Origin of the sequence: Cyanobium sp. BA5m-10, from assembly GCF_024346255.1 — a bacterium.
GTDB classification, from domain to species: Bacteria; Cyanobacteriota; Cyanobacteriia; order PCC-6307; family Cyanobiaceae; genus Cyanobium_A; species Cyanobium_A usitatum.
This window is the reverse complement of the sequence record NZ_JAGQCP010000032.1, coordinates 1-17,570: the sequence shown is the minus strand read 5'-3', so window position 1 is coordinate 17,570 and position 17,570 is coordinate 1. Positions and strand designations below refer to the sequence as shown.

At 64.3% G+C, this 17,570-nt stretch carries 20 protein-coding genes and 1 pseudogene; 4 read left to right on the top strand and 17 right to left on the bottom strand.

The genetic code is table 11. The features are described 5' to 3' along the window. Window positions 1-5 precede the first annotated feature (5 nt). From KBY85_RS11130 to KBY85_RS11085, 10 genes and pseudogenes are all read right to left on the bottom strand, one after another. Window positions 6-1,562, bottom strand: coding sequence for an HAD family phosphatase (locus KBY85_RS11130; RefSeq protein WP_254961576.1), 1,557 nt, complete (start codon window positions 1,560-1,562; stop codon window positions 6-8). Window positions 1,563-1,723: 161 nt separating this feature from the next. After that, entirely contained in the window at window positions 1,724-1,909 is a 186-nt protein-coding gene (locus KBY85_RS11125; RefSeq protein ID WP_254961575.1) for a hypothetical protein, read from the bottom strand. A gap of 74 nt (window positions 1,910-1,983) precedes the next feature. Continuing rightward, on the bottom strand, window positions 1,984-3,663 hold the full coding sequence (locus KBY85_RS11120) for a bifunctional diguanylate cyclase/phosphodiesterase (protein ID WP_254961574.1): 1,680 nt from the start codon (window positions 3,661-3,663) through the stop codon (window positions 1,984-1,986). A 78-nt stretch (window positions 3,664-3,741) separates the two neighbouring features. Next, window positions 3,742-5,115 carry a class II fumarate hydratase gene (fumC, locus tag KBY85_RS11115; protein ID WP_254961573.1) on the bottom strand — a complete coding sequence of 458 codons (1,374 nt, stop codon included), beginning with the start codon at window positions 5,113-5,115 and terminating at the stop codon, window positions 3,742-3,744. Then, window positions 5,115-5,729 carry a thylakoid membrane photosystem I accumulation factor gene (locus KBY85_RS11110; RefSeq protein WP_254961572.1) on the bottom strand — a complete coding sequence of 205 codons (615 nt, stop codon included), beginning with the start codon at window positions 5,727-5,729 and terminating at the stop codon, window positions 5,115-5,117. Before KBY85_RS11110 ends, fumC begins: the two co-directional genes overlap by 1 nt. Before the next feature lie 40 nt (window positions 5,730-5,769). Further along, window positions 5,770-7,377, bottom strand: coding sequence for a DUF3685 domain-containing protein (locus KBY85_RS11105; RefSeq protein ID WP_254961571.1), 1,608 nt, complete (start codon window positions 7,375-7,377; stop codon window positions 5,770-5,772). Between the two features lie 90 nt (window positions 7,378-7,467). Further along, window positions 7,468-7,830 carry a Fur family transcriptional regulator gene (locus KBY85_RS11100; protein WP_254929581.1) on the bottom strand — a complete coding sequence of 121 codons (363 nt, stop codon included), beginning with the start codon at window positions 7,828-7,830 and terminating at the stop codon, window positions 7,468-7,470. 153 nt (window positions 7,831-7,983) lie between these two features. Further along, window positions 7,984-8,700 carry a hypothetical protein gene (locus KBY85_RS11095; protein ID WP_254961570.1) on the bottom strand — a complete coding sequence of 239 codons (717 nt, stop codon included), beginning with the start codon at window positions 8,698-8,700 and terminating at the stop codon, window positions 7,984-7,986. 30 nt (window positions 8,701-8,730) lie between these two features. After that, on the bottom strand, window positions 8,731-9,495 hold the full coding sequence (gene hisA, locus KBY85_RS11090; protein ID WP_254961598.1) for a 1-(5-phosphoribosyl)-5-[(5-phosphoribosylamino)methylideneamino]imidazole-4-carboxamide isomerase: 765 nt from the start codon (window positions 9,493-9,495) through the stop codon (window positions 8,731-8,733). Between the two features lie 30 nt (window positions 9,496-9,525). Then, window positions 9,526-9,726: pseudogene (locus tag KBY85_RS11085) on the bottom strand (TIGR02450 family Trp-rich protein); the annotation flags it as partial. Window positions 9,727-9,906: 180 nt separating this feature from the next. Here KBY85_RS11085 and KBY85_RS11080 point away from each other — a divergent pair. From KBY85_RS11080 to KBY85_RS11070, 3 genes are read left to right on the top strand one after another with little or no spacing between them, the layout of a single operon-like run. Further along, window positions 9,907-10,770, top strand: coding sequence for a substrate-binding domain-containing protein (locus KBY85_RS11080; protein ID WP_254961569.1), 864 nt, complete (start codon window positions 9,907-9,909; stop codon window positions 10,768-10,770). 57 nt (window positions 10,771-10,827) lie between these two features. After that, the gene (locus KBY85_RS11075; protein ID WP_254961597.1) at window positions 10,828-11,745 is read left to right on the top strand and encodes an NAD-dependent epimerase/dehydratase family protein; all 918 of its coding nucleotides are present in this window, start codon (window positions 10,828-10,830) and stop codon (window positions 11,743-11,745) included. A gap of 45 nt (window positions 11,746-11,790) precedes the next feature. Then, complete coding sequence (locus KBY85_RS11070) at window positions 11,791-12,714, top strand: oxidoreductase (protein ID WP_254961568.1); 924 nt, start codon at window positions 11,791-11,793, stop codon at window positions 12,712-12,714. Here the strand turns inward: KBY85_RS11070 and KBY85_RS11065 are convergent. After that, a complete protein-coding gene (locus tag KBY85_RS11065) occupies window positions 12,700-13,227 on the bottom strand; it encodes a CDP-alcohol phosphatidyltransferase family protein (RefSeq protein WP_254929574.1) in 528 nt (175 codons plus the stop codon). The genes KBY85_RS11070 and KBY85_RS11065 overlap by 15 nt on opposite strands. Before the next feature lie 78 nt (window positions 13,228-13,305). Here KBY85_RS11065 and KBY85_RS11060 point away from each other — a divergent pair, with 78 nt between their 5' ends. Continuing rightward, complete coding sequence (locus tag KBY85_RS11060; protein WP_254961596.1) at window positions 13,306-13,743, top strand: CBS domain-containing protein; 438 nt, start codon at window positions 13,306-13,308, stop codon at window positions 13,741-13,743. 18 nt (window positions 13,744-13,761) lie between these two features. Here KBY85_RS11060 and KBY85_RS11055 read toward each other — a convergent pair whose 3' ends face one another. From KBY85_RS11055 to KBY85_RS11030, 6 genes are all read right to left on the bottom strand, one after another. After that, window positions 13,762-15,162: a hypothetical protein gene (locus tag KBY85_RS11055; protein WP_254961595.1), complete on the bottom strand. Its 1,401-nt coding sequence runs from the start codon at window positions 15,160-15,162 to the stop codon at window positions 13,762-13,764. 38 nt (window positions 15,163-15,200) lie between these two features. Then, window positions 15,201-15,887 (bottom strand): ligase-associated DNA damage response endonuclease PdeM, encoded by a 687-nt coding sequence (gene pdeM, locus KBY85_RS11050; RefSeq protein ID WP_254961566.1) that lies wholly within the window; start codon window positions 15,885-15,887, stop codon window positions 15,201-15,203. Further along, complete coding sequence (locus tag KBY85_RS11045) at window positions 15,884-16,498, bottom strand: glutathione S-transferase family protein (RefSeq protein WP_254961565.1); 615 nt, start codon at window positions 16,496-16,498, stop codon at window positions 15,884-15,886. Before KBY85_RS11045 ends, pdeM begins: the two co-directional genes overlap by 4 nt. A gap of 18 nt (window positions 16,499-16,516) precedes the next feature. Next, a complete protein-coding gene (locus KBY85_RS11040) occupies window positions 16,517-16,732 on the bottom strand; it encodes a hypothetical protein (protein ID WP_254961564.1) in 216 nt (71 codons plus the stop codon). A 57-nt stretch (window positions 16,733-16,789) separates the two neighbouring features. Further along, window positions 16,790-17,032, bottom strand: a complete 243-nt coding sequence (locus KBY85_RS16085) for a GGDEF domain-containing protein (RefSeq protein WP_396121848.1) — start codon at window positions 17,030-17,032, stop codon at window positions 16,790-16,792. Next, the coding region (locus KBY85_RS11030) for a PAS domain-containing protein (RefSeq protein WP_254961562.1) at window positions 16,956-17,570 on the bottom strand (615 nt) is incomplete at its 5' end. The genes KBY85_RS11030 and KBY85_RS16085, both read right to left, overlap by 77 nt.

The window sequence follows — 17,570 nt, the reverse complement described above, 5'->3', positions numbered from 1 at the left end:
TTCTTTTACTGGGGCTGGAAGACGACGTTCCAATCCTGCTTCATATCCACAACTAGCCAGCCCTGCTGGGGCGCCTCCTTTAGGGCTTCTACAAGCTTGCCGCTGCTGTTCGTCTTGGCGTCGTAGGCATACTCACGTTCAGCGTCGGTGTGATGGACGATCAGCCCTAAACTCGGTCGAGGATTGTTGATCGTGGTGTACTGCAACATTGCTAAATCGCCATCGCTGTTGCCACAGCAAATCACAGGTCTGCGACCGATAAACTGATGGATGCCAACTGGCTTGCCAGCCTTATCATTTACGAACAAGTAATCGAGGGTTTTGGTGATTACTGGTTTGCCGTCCCGCAGTTCGAATACGGCTCGCGATGTTGAGCCAACAACTTGCTCTGGTGGTATGCCATAAACCTGTTCCACCCAGGCCCGCATAAAGTCGGCGCCGCCACCTGAAACAATGAAGTTCTTAAAGCCGTTATCGCTTAGATAGCGAAGCAGCTCCTGCATGGGTTGGTAGGTGAGCTCGCCATAGGCCCTGCCATAGCGCGGATGGTTGGCCGATGTAAACCATGCATGCACGGCATCTCGAAATTCTTCTACCGTCATGCCTGCATGGGTGATCGCCAGGATCTGCATCAGGCCATCGAAGTGTTTGCCTTCGAGGAGTTTTGCAAGATCGCCGTCCAAGGCAGCTTGCACCATGGGGTTTGAGGTGAGGCTCGGTTCGGTGAGGATGCGCAGCTTCAGTTCGTCGATGGCAAAAGCTGCCTGAAAAGGCAGCGGATTTTCCGGCCAGAGCGTGCCGTCATTGTCATGCACAGCAATACGTTCGGCTGAAGGCAGGTATGCGGGTGAGTCTTTATTTGTGACTTTGGCGATGAATGCAACAATGGCTCGTTTGACATGCCCTTCATTCCAGGAGGGCAGCGGATCTACTTGGCGAGAGAAGTTGTACAGCTTTTTTTGGGCCACACCGAAATCGCCTATTTGGTAAAGGCTCACGGAGGCTGTTTGGAAGCTAAAGGTCTCAAAGGGCTCTGCTACTAAAGCTTCAACAAAATCACTTGTGCCAATGCCCAGGGTCAGATGGGGCTGGTAGTTCGGGCCAGTTCGCGTATCGCTGAAGTTGTTCACGTAGTCAATAGTCGCTTGGCTGATTGCGCCGCCGTCAAGGCGAGGTGCAAAGGCATCATTTGTGCCGTGTTTTACGGCAAATGGCGCGATGGCAGCGATGATTTTTTGCTGGAGTCGGAGCTGCTCGAGAGTCGCCTCGATGTTGAATCCCACTAATTTTAGATTCTCGCTGGCTAATGCAAAGTAGCCAGTTGCTTTGCCTTCAATATTGATCGGGGGCTCTGTACGCAGCACGTTGGCCACGGCAGCTGCTACTAGGCCCAGGTCTGCAGTTTTTATATATAACTGGAGAAGGGTGATGTGAGGAGCATGGTTGGCATTTAGGGGAAAACTGGCTGGGTAGTTTTCTCGCAGCCGAGCGTTTATCGCCTTTGCTTTCTCAACCGTGGCAGCATCTGGTTCCAGCAGGACGTTGATTGCTATCAGGGGCATCGGCGCAGTGCTGCGAGTAGCAGTCAAAAGTTTGAGCCTATTTTCGCCGGTCGCTTGCCTGGCTCAACAATCCAGGCAAGCGCGGCGCTCAGTGTCGCTGATGTCGCCGCGTTCGCGCTGCCATTGGCGCCGGCGCAGGGCCGAGTCGGCATTGAAGGCATCTAGGGCCTCGCCAGGTTGACCGCAAGCCTCAGAACCAGGGGCCAGGGTTGCTGGGCCCACACCAGGCCGCCGGCAAAAGTCATAAACAGGTGACTGGCTAGGCGCACGGCTGCGGGGCCATCACGCAGCTGGTTGAGGCTGGCAAGCGCATCGCGCTCTAGCAGGGGTGGGTTGGGTTGGGCCATGGTCCCTATCCCACCAGGCCGGTGGCCCCGGCTTCGGTAGGGGATGTGACCATTCGAGGGTCCTGCTGGCGGTCCTAAGGCTGGAGGGCTGGGATGTCGTGAACGTCGCGCGATGGCCCCAGGAAGGCTCCTTGGCCCAGGGTTACCCCCATAGCAAGCAGTTCCTGGCGGGTTTCTCGGTCGCCAACAAACTCCGCCACCACCAGGGTGCCAAGTCCCTTGGCCAGTTTCACCACCGCCTCGATGATCAGGTGGTCGGCGGGATCGTTTGCCGTGCCAAGGCCGCGGACGTATTCGCCAGCGATTTTGAGCAGGTCTACGGGTAGGTGCTTCAGGTAGTAGAAGCTGCCGAAGGCGTCGAGCGCCAGCCGGCAGCCGAGTTTGGCCAGGCCCTGACCAAACTGCCGGGCCCGTTGCAAGTTGGCCATCGCCACAGCCTCCGTGAGCTCGAAGATCAGCAGCTCAGGGGGAAAGCTGGTGGCTGCTAAGTGGGACTGCAGAAATCGCAGGAAACGATCCCCCTGCAGCGAGGCGCTACTGATATTTATCCCCAGGGCGAGGGGCGGCTTGGTCTTCGTATGCTCAAGCAGGTTGATGGCCTGCGCGGTAACCCATTCATCTATATCTGTGGCCATGCCGAAGCGCTCGGCTATGTAGAGAAACACCGCCGCCGGAATCAAAATCCCACCTGGGGACCGCAATCGGATTGCCAACTCGTAGAAGGCAATCGCATCGGTTTGCAACTCGATCACCGGCTTGGCGTGAAGCACAAAACCGTCATGATCAAGGGCTTCTCGGATCTGCTCTGACCACATCAAACGAGCAGTCACCTTTTCGTGCAGGCCGCTGTCGGTGTGATACACCTTGACGCAGCCCCGGCCGGATTCCTTGGCCTGATACAGCGCCAGGTCGGCGTTGATCAGCAGGTCGTCGGCGCACTGGCCGTCATCGGTTGTGAAGCCGGCCACGCCGCAACTGGCGGCCACGGTGATGCCTTGGCCGGCTCCTTCCACTACCACCGCAGCGATGGCGCGCAGCAGCTTTTCAGCGTGGCTTTCGGCCTCGGCTAGGTCTGATTCAGGCAGTAACACGGCGAATTCATCACCTCCCAGGCGGGAAACCTCATCGGTTTCCCGGGAATTGCCGCTCAGGGCTGTGGCCACCGCAATGATCAGGGCATCTCCGGCGGCATGGCCGTACTGGTCGTTGACCTCCTTGAAGTTGTCGAGGTCGAGCATTAACACCGCCCCACCACAGCCGTGGCGGCGGCCGTAGGCGAGCTGGCTGTCAACGTCGATGCGAAAGCGCCGCTGGTTGAAGAGGGAGGTGAGGGGATCGTGGTCGGCGAAGTATTCCAGCTGGCCGACGAAATGCTTGCGCTCGGAGATGTCATGCACCTGCACCACCCAGGTCCCCTGGCGGCTGCCACCAGTGTCGTGGCCTTCGGCCACCGTTACTAGTCCCCAGGTGCGATGGCCATCGGCGTGCTCAAAGCGTTTCTCAAAGCTGCAGCTCTCTACCTGGCCACTGCTGAGTCTGGCGAGCTGGTCTTCCCCGAGGGCGACATCGTCGCGGTGCACAAGCTCTGCAAACGCCAGCCCCGTCAGGTCCTCCATCGAGCGGCCGGTAAAAAAGGCCATGGCCCCATTGGCTGACTGGATCTCGCCCAGACCACCCCGCTCGGCGCTGGGAACAACAAAGGCCATTGGGATGCCGGCGTCAGCAAAGGCGCTGTCGCTTAAAAGTTGGGGCATGGCCTCATCTCTCAGCTTGGTCCGTGAAGGGCAGAACCCTCTTGCTTAATGCTGGCAGGTTTATTGGTTTTGGCAGCTTCAGACCATCTGCTGGGGCTGCACCCAGCGATCGAATTCTTCAGCGCTGATCTCACCGAGCACCAGGGCGGCCTCCTTGAGGCTGAGCTGGTGGTTGTGGGCGTGCTTGGCGATGGCGCAGGCCCGGTCGTAGCCGATCGCCGGGGTGAGGGCCGTTACCAGCATCAGGCTCTGATCCAGCAGGGTTTCGATGCGGCTTTCATTGGCCCTGAGCCCCTCGACGCAATGCTGGCGGAAGCTGGTGCAGCCGCCAGCGAGCAGCTCGATGCTTTCGAGCACGTTGTGGGCGATCACTGGTTTGAACACATTCAGCTCGAAATTGCCCTGGCTGGCGGCCAGCTGCACCGCGGTGTTGTTGCCCATCACCTGCACGGCCACCATGGTCAGGCTCTCGGCCTGGGTGGGATTCACCTTGCCCGGCATGATTGAACTACCAGGTTCGTTTTCCGGAATCACCAGCTCCCCCAGGCCGCAGCGGGGGCCACTGGCCAGCCAGCGGATGTCGTTGGCGATCTTCAGCAGTGAGCCGGCCAGCACCGTTAGGGCCCCGTGGGCCGCGGCCAGGGGCTCATGGCCGGCCAGGGCCTGAAACTTATTGGGCGCGCTGCTGAAGGGCAGGCCGAGGCGCTCGGCCAGTCGCGCCGCCACCGCTTCGCCGAAGCCGCTGGGGGCATTCAGCCCGGTGCCTACAGCCGTGCCGCCGATGGCCAGCTGGCGCACCTGGGGCAGGCTGGCGCGGATGGTTTCCAGGGCTAGATCCAGTTGGGCTCCGTAGCCACTGAATTCCTGGCCCAGGCTCAGGGGCACCGCATCCTGCAGGTGGGTGCGGCCGATCTTGATGATCGCGGCAAAGGCCTCGGCCTTTGCGGCCAGAGCGGCGCGCAGCGCCTCCACGGCGGGCAACAGAGTGCGCTCCAGCTCAATCGCCACGGCTACATGCAGGGCCGCGGGGAAGGTGTCGTTGCTGGATTGGCTGAGGTTCACATGGTCGTTGGGGTGCACCGGGCTCTTGCTGCCCAGCACCCCACCGGCGGCTTCGATCGCCCGATTGGCGATCACCTCGTTGACGTTCATGTTGGTTTGGGTGCCGGAGCCCGTCTGCCACACCTTGAGCGGGAATTCAGCGTCGAGGCGGCCGGAGGCCACCTCCTCGGCAGCCGCCACGATTAGGGCGGCCAGCTCGGGAGTGAGCTTGCCCTTGGCCATATTCACCTCGGCGCAGGCTGCCTTGAGCGCTCCGAAGGCGTGCAGCACCGCCAGGGGCATGGCCTGGCCGAAGGGGAAATATTCGATTGAGCGCTGGGTCTGGGCGCCCCAGTAGTGCTGCTCGGGCACCTCGATGGCGCCCATGCTGTCGCTTTCAAGGCGGCCCATCAGCGGCTCACCACCTCGGAATTGAGTTCGTTGAAGCTCTCGGTGGTGCTGGTGGTGCCCCCCTCGGGTAGGGGGATGCCGGTGGCCTGGCTGACGGCGGCATTAATGGCATCGACGCTCACGGCGCCCTGCTCATCGAAGACAACCTGCCCCTCGCTGTTGAACACCACCACCTGGGGGATCAGGCCCGACCAGTAGTGGGCCGGATCGCTGGGGCCGGTGTCGGGCCGGTTTTGGAGTGGATCCGTAACCAGCGGAATCAGCTCGATGTTGTTGAGCCACACCCGCTGCAGCTCCGAGACCACGGCCGAGAATTGCTTGCTGGCTGCGTCGTCGTCGAGGTAGTAGACGACAACGGTGGTGCGGTGGTCGGCCAGGGCTTTGGCAAGGCTGCTTCGGGGCGGCACCAGGGAGCCGTTGCCGGCGTAGAGGGCGTAGATGTTGCCGTCGTAGCTGTTGCTTGTGAGCGAGGCCTGGGCTGGGTGGCTACCTAGGCCCACCAGGCCCGCCGCCAGCAGCAGCCCCAGGGCGGAACTGAGCAGGAGTCGCAGGAGGTGCTCAAGGGTTGAGGCCCGTGCCCCGATCCCCTGTTGCCCGTTTTTATTTCGCCCCATGCCGGCTTGCAAGCTCGAATAAAGCCATTGTGAAGGGGCGTCAGCTGCGGCCCACGCCCTTGGCGATGCCCCGGCCCATGCCCTGGGCAATACCCCGGCCCACCAGGCCAATGGCCCGGCCCAGCACCCTGGTGAGCAGCACCACCACCAGATCGCCGAGGCCTCGCAGTAGGCCCTGCACCTGGGGAGCCAGGGCATCGCGGCTTTCCAGCGCCAGGGTCACCAGTTGCTGCAGCCAGCCCAGTTGGCGCAGTTCAGCGTCGCGGGGTTCGGTGAGCTCCTGGCAGCGGATGGCACCATCGTGCAGGCAGTAGAGCCGGCGACGGCTTTCATAGAGGCTGATTGGCCGCTCCACCCAGCTGCTCCAACGCAGTTGGGCATTGAGCTGGTTGCGCAGCCGCTCCAGGTTGCGGGTGGCGAGCAGCTCGGGCTGGAGCAGGTAGCGACGCAACTCGGGCCAGCCGGCGCAGCTGGCCAGCAGCTCGGCACTCACCAGTTCGGCGCTGCGCACCAGCCAGTTGCTCACTAGTAGTTCGAGATAGAGCACGGCCCGCGGTTCGTCGGCGGCCAGCAGCTGGCCATCCACCAGCAGGGGCTGGGCCCGCACCAGGGAGGCCAGCATCGGCTGGGCCTCGGGAAGCTCCGGGTCGCGGCCGGTCAGATCGCTGCTGCGAAGCAGGCTGTCGGCTACCGGCAGCAGGCTGCCTTCGCAGGGCAGCTGCACGTAGGAATTAACCAGGCTGCGCATGGCCTGCTGGCGCAGCTCGGGCTGCCACTGCTCCCAGCGCTGCTGCAGGGGAGCGGGGTCGGCAAGTAGCCGCTGGCGCAGGCTGTCTAGTTGGCACAGCAGGGCCAGCAGCAGGTCGCGCCGCCGCTCGGGGCTGAGGCCCTCCAAGGCCAGCAGCTGGCCGCTTTGGTTGCTGAGCTCGGCACCACTGCCGGCCTCGAGCCGCTGACGAATGGCGCGCCAGATGCCATCGGCACTGCGCTGCTGCAGGGTGATCGCCAGCACGGGCTCCGGGCTGCTGGGGCAGGGATCGGGTGCGCCCCAGGCCACACTCAGCGGCCCCCAAAGCAGCAGCAGCAGCTCGCGGGCTGTCGAGAGTTCGCGCAGGCGGCCCTGCAGCACCAGCAGCAGCACCAGGTTGGTGGGCGGCGGCGTCAGCAGGCGCTTGATGGCAGCTAGGTCTGCGTCGATCTGCTGCAGGCCGCTGATCAGCAGCCACTGGCCCAGGCCGAGGGCCGGGCTGGCTGCTGGGCGGTGGGAGCCGCTGCCTGCCGCTGCTGCCAGTACGCGCCCGCCCTTCAGCAGGGTTGCGAGGGCCGCCAGCAAATCCTGGGGTTCGGGCGATTCGAGGATTCCAGCCGCCGGCAGCTGCAGCAGGGCATCACCGCCCAGGCCATGGGCCGGCGGCAGCAGCAGCAGCAGCGGGGCCGGCTGCCAGCGCTCCTGCAGGCGCAGCAATTCTTCGGCCAGGCGCCCGCCCTGGAGGTCGCTGCTGCTGGCCTGCCAGATCACCAGTTGGGGCAGCCCTTGCAGCTGCTCTGGTCGCTCAGCGACGCTGTAAAGCCCCGCCTGAGCCGTGAGCAGGCGGGTGAGGCCATCGCGCAGCAGCGGTTCGGCAAACAGCAGCAGCTGCGAACTCACGGGTTTGGCGAACTCATGGGTTTGGCGATGGCATGCGCCAAAGGTACCGATGCTGGAGCGGAATCTCCAGTCCTGGGTGGGCGAAGGGATTCAGCTGCGGCGCCGGCCGGTGAGATGCAGGGTGTAGGTCTCGATGGCGAAGCCGGTGTGGCGCTCGATCTGGTCGAGCAACTCGCGCGGCAGCTCGACGTCTAGGTCTTGGATAGCGCCTGATTGCGAGCAGGTGAGGTGGCTGTGGGGATCGCTGCGATAGCCGTAGAGCCGGCCGCTAGCCCGGTCGAGGCATTCGATTACGCCAGCGGTCTGCAGGGCTTCGAGGTTTTGATAAACAGACGTGTGGCCGATGTTGCGGCCCAGGTTGTTGAGCTTTTCAAAAATGTCGCGGGCGCTGAGATGGCTCTTCTCAACCCAAAGCAAATCGAGCACCATGCGGCGCTGGCGGCTGAGCCTCATGCCCAGGTCGCGGCAACGCTGGTAGACGTCATCTACGCAGGTTGATGAATTGGTTGGGGGAAGGGCGCCGGCGTTCACGCGACACGCCTCAAATCAGACTCAATCTGTTATAGGGCAGGTCGCAAGCGATCCGCTTTTGCCATCGCGGCAGCCTTACATCGCTAGCTGCATCAGCTGACCGTTGCCTGAGCCGAGCTGGTGAATGTTTAATTCTTGCAAGGCGTACCAGTAAGTGGCGGTGTTGACTGCAACCACTGGCTTGCCCAGCTCCTGTTCCAGCTGCTCCACCAGGGAGGTGGCCACCAAGTTGGTGCCCACCTGCAACAGGCAATCCACGCTGCTATGGTCCACCGCACGAAAGGCTGCCCGGATCTGCTCGGCGCTGATTCTCGCCGAAAACACCTTGCCCTTTTGCGCGGAGGCCAGGCACTCCATGGCCTGAACCTCAAAGCCCTCGCTCTGAAAGTGGTTGAGCACCGCAGCGTTGGCCTGCTCGGGGAAGGGATTGACGATGCCTAGTCTTTTGCAGTTTAGGGCTCTCAGGGCGGCGCTGACCGCTTCGGTGGCGGTGCTGACCGCCACACCTGTGGCCTGCTCCAGGCTGGCTTTCAAATGGCGGGCTACCGCCGCCGCCTGCGGCATGTATTCCGGCGAATAACCAAGCACCAGGTGATCCGGTTCGCAGGCTCCTACCATGGCGATGGCAGGCTCCATCAAGGCCAGAAGGCGCTCTGGGCTGGCGGGCAGCTCGGGGAAGGGGAAGCGGAAGGTGTGGTTGGTCACCCCCGGGGGCTGAAGCGAGGCCAGATCCGGTTCCACCATCGTGTTGGTGGAGGGCACCAATACCGCCAGCACGGCGCGCGTTCCCAAGGCGTCGGTCAAGGTGAGCTGGGCGCAGATTCAGGCCATCATCGAGGCACTGGTTGGATCCTGCAGGCGGCCCTCATCGATGGCCTGCAGGGCTTCAGCTAGATCCACCCTTCCGTCGTAGATGGCCCGGCCCACGATCACCCCCTCCACCCCTAGGGGCGCCAGGCTCAGCAGCGACAGCAGGTGCTCCAGGTTGCCGATGCCGCCGGAGGCGATCACCGGCACGGCGCTGGCCTCGGCCATCGCCCTCAGGGCTTCGAGGTTGGGGCCAGCCAGGGTGCCGTCTGTGGCGATGTCAGTGCTGATGATTGCGGCGATGCCGCTGGCGCAGAAGCGCTGGGCTAGGGCGGTGGCTTCAGTGCTGCTCTCTTCGATCCAGCCGCGGGTGGCCACCTTGCCGTTTTTGGCGTCAATGCCCACCACGATCCGGCCGGGATAGCGCGATGCCAGCTCATCGACTAATTCGGGTTGCTCAAGAGCCACGGTGCCGAGGATGACCCGATCCAGTCCGAAGCTCAGCAGCTCCTCGGCCCGTTCGGCGCTGCGCACCCCACCCCCCAGCTGCACGGGGATGCTGAGGGCAGTGGTGATCGCCTTCACGGCCGCATCATTGACCGGTTGGCCGCTGCGGGCGCCATCTAGATCCACTAGGTGCAGCCGCCTGGCTCCCTGTTGCTGCCAGCTGAGGGCCTGGGCCACTGGGTCGTCGGAGAAGCGCGTTACCTGGTCGTAGTCGCCCTGGTGCAGCCGCACGCAGTGGCCATCGAGCAGGTCGATGGCGGGAATTATCTGCATGGCTGCTGGAGGCAATTGCTGCCAGCCAGGCTGCCAGAGCTGCCGGTTGCGCAGCTCACTTAGCGGCACCACCAACCGAAAGCCCCGCTCCAGCACCGCCTGGAGTTCCACGGCCCGTTCCGCGCCCTGGCCCCGCTCTCCCAGCAGGGAGAAGTGGCGATAGCCGCGGCTGCCGGCGGGCCACGACGTGATGGTGGCGGGCTGGGCGGTGTAGGCCTTGGCCAGACGCATCACAAAAAGAGGCAAACCAGAACCAAAGTGTGGTTTACGGCGCCGTCTTGGCAGTCAAAATTAGAAGCTCCGTCTGTGCGCCCGATGGCCCGAGTTCGACAAGCCTCCTTTGCAGGCGGAATCGGCAGGAGTGCCGTCAGGGTTTTCGCCTGCTTAGGCGTCGCTGCAGGAGCAATGTTGATGCCCGTCAGGGCGGAACCGGCCAAAACGGCCCTGCGTTTTGTGCTGGTTCCGAAGGTCAGTCACCCCTGGTTTGAGGAGGTGCGACTGGGAGCCTTGGCGGCGGCCCGCATGATTACCAGCCAGACCGGCCGGCCGGTGACCGTGGACTACCAGCCCCCGGCCCAAGCCACGGTGGAGCAGCAACAAGTGATCCTCAGCCGGGCTATCAATTCCAAGGCCGATGGAATTTTCATCGATCTGCTCGATGCCAACCGCCTAACTCCCCTGCTTGTCCGCGCTCGGGCTGAGGGGATTCAGCTGGCGATTTTCGATTCCGAAGCACCGGCCGGCTTGCCGATCACCAGCGTTGGCAACGACTACTGCAAGCAGGCCCAGCTTGCCTCTGAGCGCCTGGTGAAGCTGCTGGCAGGTCGTGGTGAGGTGGCAATCATGCAGGGCGTTCCCACGGCGCCAAACCACGCGATTCGATTTCGCTGCCATCAGGAGGTATTCCGCCGCTTTCCCGCCATCCAGGTGGTTGCCACCCCCAGCGATCAAGACTCCATCGCCACCGCCGAGCAGCAGGCTCTAGCCACGATGAAGGCCCATCCGGCGCTGCGGGGCTGGGTGGCTAGCGACGCCAGCGGGCCGATCGGCATCGGCCGTGCCATCGCCAGCCTGGGGGCCCAGGGTCGTGTGCAGGCCGTCGGCATTGATGATCTGCCCGAGCTGGTGGGCCAAATACGCAGCGGCGTGGTGAACTCCAGCGTGGCGACCAAGCCGAGGGCCCAGGGCTACTGGTCGATCTTGTCCCTTTGGCAGCAGACGCTGGCGGCGCCACCGATCGAGCGGATCGACACGGGCATCACGGTGGTGGAGTAACCGCCAGCTAGCCGGGGGTTTGAATGGCCCCCAGTTTCGCCTCCAGTGGGCAGCAGCATGAACATCCTGGTGATGGGCGGCACCCGCTTCGTGGGCAAACCGCTGGTGGAGCGGCTGCAGGCTGAAGGCCATGCCCTCACCCTGTTTACCCGTGGCAACAAGCCTGCGCCGGCTGGGGTGGAGCACCTGATCGGCGACCGCAGCACTGCTGGGGGGCTGGAGCCGCTGGTGGGTCGCAGTTTTGATGTGATCGTCGATAGCTCGGGCCGCAGCCTTGAGGATTCCCGCGCTGTGATCGATCGCACCGGGCCTCCGGCCCATCGCTTTGTGTATGTGAGCTCGGCCGGCGTCTATGCCGACAGCGAGCTTTGGCCCCTCGATGAAAACAGCCCCGTTGATCCCGCCAGCCGCCACGCTGGTAAGGCTGAAACGGAAGACTGGCTGCGCAGCGAGGGCATCGCCTTCACCAGCTTTCGGCCCACCTACATCGTGGGGCCGGGCAACTACAACCCTGTAGAGAGCTGGTTTTTTGATCGAATCGTGCATGGCCGGCCTGTGCCCCTGCCCGGTGATGGCAGCACGATCACCCAGCTGGGCCATGTGGCAGACCTAGCCGCCGCCATGGCTCGCTGCATCGAGGTGGATGCCGCCGCCAATCGCATCTACAACTGCACCGGCAGCCAGGGCGTCACCTTCCAAGGCTTGGTGCAGGCAGCGGCCCGGGCGGCCGGCAAGGAGCTCGCTTCTGTGGAAATCCGCAGCTTCGATCCCGCTGCTCTCGATAAAAAAGCCCGCAAGGCCTTCCCGCTGCGCCTGGCCCACTTCCTCACCGACACCACCCGGGTGCGGCGCGAACTGGCCTGGGAGCCGGCCTTTGACCTTGATGCCACCATCGCCGACAGCTACACCAACGACTACGCCCTGCGGACTCCCACCAGCCCCGATTTCTCCGCAGACGAGGCCTTGATCGGCTGAGCTCCCTTGCCGCAGGTGTGAGGCCTATTTCCATAGGCTCCTGCCATGAACTGGACTACCGACTCCATTCCCAATCAGGACGGACGCTTGGTCCTGATCACCGGCGCCAACAGCGGCCTGGGCCTGGAAACGGCTCGGGCGCTTGTTGCCAAGGGCGCCACCGTGGTGCTTGGCTGCCGCAGCCTGCCCCGGGCAGAGCTGGCCAAGGATGAATTACAGGCAGCGGCCGCTAGCGGGGGTGGTGCCCTTGAGCTGCTGGACCTTGATCTTGCCAGCTTGGCTTGCGTTCGCCGTGCAGCTGCGGAATTTGCCGATCGCTACGGCCGATTGGATCTGCTGATCAACAACGCCGGCCTGATGGCCCTGCCGCGGCAGCTCACCCCCGACGGCTTCGAGATGCAGCTGGGTGTGAACCACCTGGGCCATTTCGCCCTCACCCTGGCCCTGCTGCCGCTGCTATCAGACCGCCCGAATGCCCGGGTGGTGAGCGTGACCTCAGGGGCCCAGTATTTCGGCCGGATTGCTTTCGACGATCTGCAGGGCGAGCGCCGCTACGACCGCTGGGCTGCCTACGGACAGAGCAAGCTCGCCAATGTGATGTTTGCCCTAGAGCTGCAGCAGCGGCTGCGCGATCAGGGCCAGGCCGTGTTGTCGCTGGCGGCCCATCCGGGCTTTGCCCGCACCAATCTTCAGCTGGCCTCAGTTGCTGCCAACGGCTCGTGGATTGAACCCCTGGCCTACCGGCTGATGGGCCCGCTGTTGCAGAGCGCGGCCATGGGAGCGTTGCCCCAGTTGTTTGCCGCCACCGCACCCGAAGCCACCCCAGGCGGCCACTACGGACCAAATCAGTTTGGTGGCATGCGGGGCTGGCCCACCGAGGTGCGCATTGCCCCCGCGGCCCTCGATGCCGATCAGCGCCAGCGGCTCTGGCAGCGCAGCGAGGAGCTCACTGCTTTAGGGCTTGCGTAGGTAGCCCCAGGCCGAGCTCAGCGCCAGCAGCAACGACGGCCAGAACAGCCAGAAGCCAGCGGTCTGGAATGCTGCCGCCAGTCCGAAACCCCAGCCGTTGGGCCAGAGCAGCAGCAGCAGGCTGGCGAATTGCAGGATCGTTTTGAGCTTGCCGCTCCAGGAGGCCGGGCCGCCGCTGGCTTCAGCGGCGCGCCAGCCAGAAATAAGTAGTTCCCTGGCCAGCAGCAGCCAGATCGCCCACAGGGGCAGGATCCCCTCCGCTCCAAGCCACAGCAGCGGCGCGCTGATCAGGATTTTGTCGGTGAGGGGATCGAGGCGGGCTCCCCACACCGAGCCGCCGCCGGCCCGGCGTGCCAGGGCGCCATCGGCCCAGTCGCTCAAGCCGCCCAGTAGCAGCAGCCACCAGGCCAGGGCTGGTTGGCCCCCCGCCAGGGCAACGATCAGCGGTAGTCCCAACACAGCCCGGGCCACGGTGAGGCCGTCGGCCAGTTGGCGTATCCGTTGCGTCGCCATCGTGTCTGCCGTGCTCGGCCCCAGAATGGCTCCAGTCGTCTTGTTTGGCCCGTGGTGCAACAGCTGGTTTCCGCCGTGATGTCTGCACCGGTGTTGAGTGTCATAGCGGACAGTCCCCTGCAGGAGGCCGTGCAGTTGATGAGCGAGCACCACATCAGCGGTTTGCCGGTGGTGGATGGCAGTGGCGCCCTGGTGGGCGAGCTCAGCGAGCAAGACCTGATGGTGCGCGAAAGCGGCTTCCAGCCCGGCCCCTACGTGATGCTGCTCGATGCGGTGATCTACCTGCGCAATCCGCTCAACTGGGACAAGGAGGTGCACCAGGTGCTCGGCAGCACCGTGGGCGAGGTGATGGGCCAACACCCCCACAGCTGCAGCGCCGAGCTGCCCTTGCCGGCGGCGGCTGGCCTGCTGCATGAGCGCAGCACCCAACGTCTGTTTGTGCTGGATGGCGAGCGCCACCCGGTGGGTGTGCTCACCAGGGGCGATGTGGTGCGAGCCCTGGCGGCAGCGGGCTGAAGCAGGGGTATCAGCCGATCAGGGCTCTGGCACTGGCAGGCCCGGTGGTGGCGGCGCTCCCGGCAGGGGAGCCCCTGTGGTGATCTGGCCCGTGGGGCCGACCGCCGAATCCAATGGTGCTTCCGCCGGTTCGGCGCCCTCCAGTTCGGCGGCCCCTGGCGCTCCTGGATCCGCTGGCGAGGCGTACCCGTCCGCGGCCGCGGCTCCCTCCTCAGGCAGTTCTACGCCTTCTGGCAGTACCAGGGGCTGGGAGAGGTCGGATGGCAGGCCGAGGGTCTCGAACTCCACCCCGGTGATCGCCGGGCTGTCGGCGGCTTGCTCCTGGCGCTGGCGCAGGGCCAGGGGGTCCGCGCTGATCGGCGGCTCCCGCAGGGGGGCCTTGGCGTTGGCCCGCAGGGGATCCCGGGGACCACGAGGGGCCCAGATCAGCTGGGCGATGGGTTCCACCCCCTGCTCCATTAGCCGGTTGAAGCCGGCCAGGGCCCGGTCCACCAGTTGCCCGCCGAGGGTTTGGCCGCACTGGAAGGGATTGCCGCAGCCCTCCGCCGCCGTTCGCCCCGCCATGCTGGCCAGCAGCGACCCCTGCAGGGTGGTGCTGCGTCGGCTCAGCCGCAGCAGGTAGGGCACGTGCACAAAGCTGGTGGCGCCACCGCTGATCCAGTTGGCGTCAGCCGCGCTGAAGCCCTTTTTGCCGGGGATGATGAAACGGCTCTTGGAGGCGTGGTCGGGCAGGTAGGCGGCCCGCAGCCCGCGCTGCCGCGCCAGGGAGCGGGTCTGCTCGAGGGTGAGGCCATCGCGGCTCATCAGCACCTCCAGCCGGCCGTCGGGGCGCAGGCCGATCACCATGCGGATCCTGGGTAGGAAATAGCGGATCTGCTGGCCCATCGAAATGCTGTAGGCACCGCGATAGCTGGCCGGCGGCCGCTCCAGGTCGTTGTAGACGCTGTGAAGCCCGCCGATGAAGCTGTCGTAGCGCTGGGCGCGATCGGCCGTCAGCTCGCCGAAGCCGAAGTCGACGCCCCCATCGCGGCGGATGCCCACAAAGGCCCGCTGGCGGGCAGCGGTGCGGTTGCGGCCGCGCCAGATGCGATCGCCCAGCTTGAGATCGCCCAGCGGCACCGTGATTTCCCGCCCGCCCGCATCGACGTGGCGCTCGTACATCGGCCCCGAAAAGAAGGCCAGGGCCTGGCTGTCGGCGTAGGCCTCCTGTTCCCGATCCCAGCCCTCCAGCAGGTCGATCTGCACGGCACGGGGATCGAAGTCGAGGGCATAGGTGCTGTCGTCCGGCTGGTAGCGGAACGGTTGGTCGTCGGCGCGGGTGAGTAGGGGTGCTCCGGCCCGGGGGCCGGACCCGGGCAGCGGTGGGGCAATGGCCACCAAAAAGGTGAGAAAGCCTGCCGGCAGAGCCACCGTGAGCATCCGCTTGTATCGCCACAACGGGCGGCGGGGCCTGGGGCTCAGGCGGCCCGATTGCTGCTGGGGGGTGCTTGCGTCCAATCCACGACGGCGCCGTCGGCCACCAACCAGATCCGATCACGTTGGGAGCAGGGATGGCCTCCCGTCAAGAGCCCGAAGGCTGGCATGGCTAAGCGCTCACTGGCTTCGCAATAGCTGAAGCATGGCAGCCGCAGCCGATCGGTACCCCGGCCCACCACTGCCACTGGATGCAGGTGGCCGCAGAGGTTGAGCATGCCCGCCCGCGGCTCTGGAATGTGGCTCAGCCACCAGGGGCCTAGGGCTTGGGAGGGCTCCTGCGGCAGCCCCTCGATCCAGCTGCCCTGCTCATGGTTGCCGCCGATCAGACGCAGCGGGCAGCCCAGCAGCTCCGGTAGGGCAGTCAGCTTGGCGCGGAGTTCGCCGGTGAGCCCTAAGCGGCTGTGGATCAGGTCTCCCAGTACCACCACCTGCTGGGGCTCCAGCTGATGGGCCAACTCCAGGAGCCCATTGAGGGTCGCGCCGTCGCCATCGCTGGGCAGGGGAATGCCATGGGCCTGGAAGGTTTCCGCCTTGCCTAGATGCAAATCCGCCACTAATAAATTTCGGCGCTGGGGATCCCATGCCGCCTTGGCTCCCAGCAGCTGCAGCCGCTGGCCCCGCCAGTCAAAGCTGACGCTTGTTGCAGCAGCGCTTCGTGCCGAGTTCAAGCCCTGCCCATGCCGCGGTGGTAGGCCGGCCGGGCCTGGGTGGCGGCAATCGTGGCCTGCACGTTGGGGTAGGGAGTTAGGTCGATCTGGGGGAAGAAGATCGGGAGATAGGCCAGGTAGGCATTTACGGCGCAGTCGGCAACGCTCCAGGCTGGATCGCCCCAGGGCCCTGCCAGCAGGGAGCGGCCGCCTGCCAGCAGCCCATCGAGCACCCCCATCAGCTGCGGGAATTCCCGCTCCCGGTTGCTAGGCACAAACAGCGCCACGGCCAGGGTGGCATTGGCAAACAGGATCCACTGGTTTGCCAATGCCCGCTGGGCTGCCACCTCAGCTGCCGTGCCAGTGAATTCGTTGGCGTGGTGATCGGCCAGATGCAGCAGGATTGCGCCGCTTTCAAACAGCTGCAGCGGTTTGCCGCCTGGTGCGCGCAGGGTCTCATCCACCAGCGCTGGCACCTTGGCGAAGGGGTTGATGGCACAAAAGTTTTCTCTCTTGTGCTCGCCTGCCTCCATGTCGAGTTGAATCCAGTCGTAGGCAATCCCCTTCTCCTCTAGATACCAGCGGGGCATGGAGGCGCGGCTGCGGGCGCCGCCATAGAGCTTCAGGGTCATGGATTGGTGCTGAGTTGCTTAGGAGTTGCGGCAGAGCCGTTGGATGTCGGGGATGCGATAAAGGCTGTTGATGTCGCTGGGCTGAGCCTCGGCCAGCTTTGTGTTCTTGGTGAGACCGTTGCTTGCCCCAAGCCGGTTGGCGATGCTCGCCTTTTCTGCACCTCGGGCTGAGCGCCATTGGGCGCAGAGCTCGAGGTTGCCAGGTGCCGATGGAGCAACCAGCAAAAATGACATCAGAAGGTGGATGGCTTTGACCCTTCAGCGGCGATAATTGTTGCAGTAATAGACGCGTCAGCTATGACCATCGCCTTGTTGATTGCCCTTGCTGGTTCCTTGGCCCTGATGGCTTTGATCGTCAAGCGTCTGGAGCAGGCCTGAGCTAGCGGGTGCCTGAGGCTGGGAGGCACGACTCAGCTGCACAGGATTGGTTTTTGCCCGCTTAGCTGTGTACATGGAGTTATCCGCTGCTGCCAGCAGCTCCTCGCTTGTGTTGCCGTGCTCCGGAAAGCGGGCGACGCCGACGCTGGCCGAAATCGCAATGGCCCTGTCCAGACCGAGGAAGGGGGCAGGGGGCTCGGCTGGCCTCCACCAGTTTCCAGCCCATCTTCAGTACCAGTTCGCCCACCTTGTGGCCGAACTGGTCGTTTACAGACTTGAAGCCGTCGAGATCGAGGTAGAGCAGGGCCACACCGCGGCCATGGCGCTTGGCTAGGGCGAGATGGCGCTCCAGCTGCTCCATCAGCATCGAGCGGTTTGCCAACCCGGTTAGGATGTCGTGCTGAGCCATGAAGTGCACGGCCTGCAGCATGCCTACGTAGTACTGGGGCTCGAGGCTCTCGTCGCGCACCGTGGAGATGTTGAGGTGATGGCATCTGATCTCACCGCTGAGTACCAGGTTCCAGATGTCGCCCTTCCAGAAGCCCTTGTGGAGCACCTCATCCCACATCCGCTTGTAAAAGGCGTTGTCATGCCGGCCGGATTTGAGCAGGTTGGCCCCCTGCCCTTTGATTTCACTAATGCGGTAGCCGGTGAGCTGGGTGAAGGCGTTGTTGGCCATCAGGATCCGGGGATC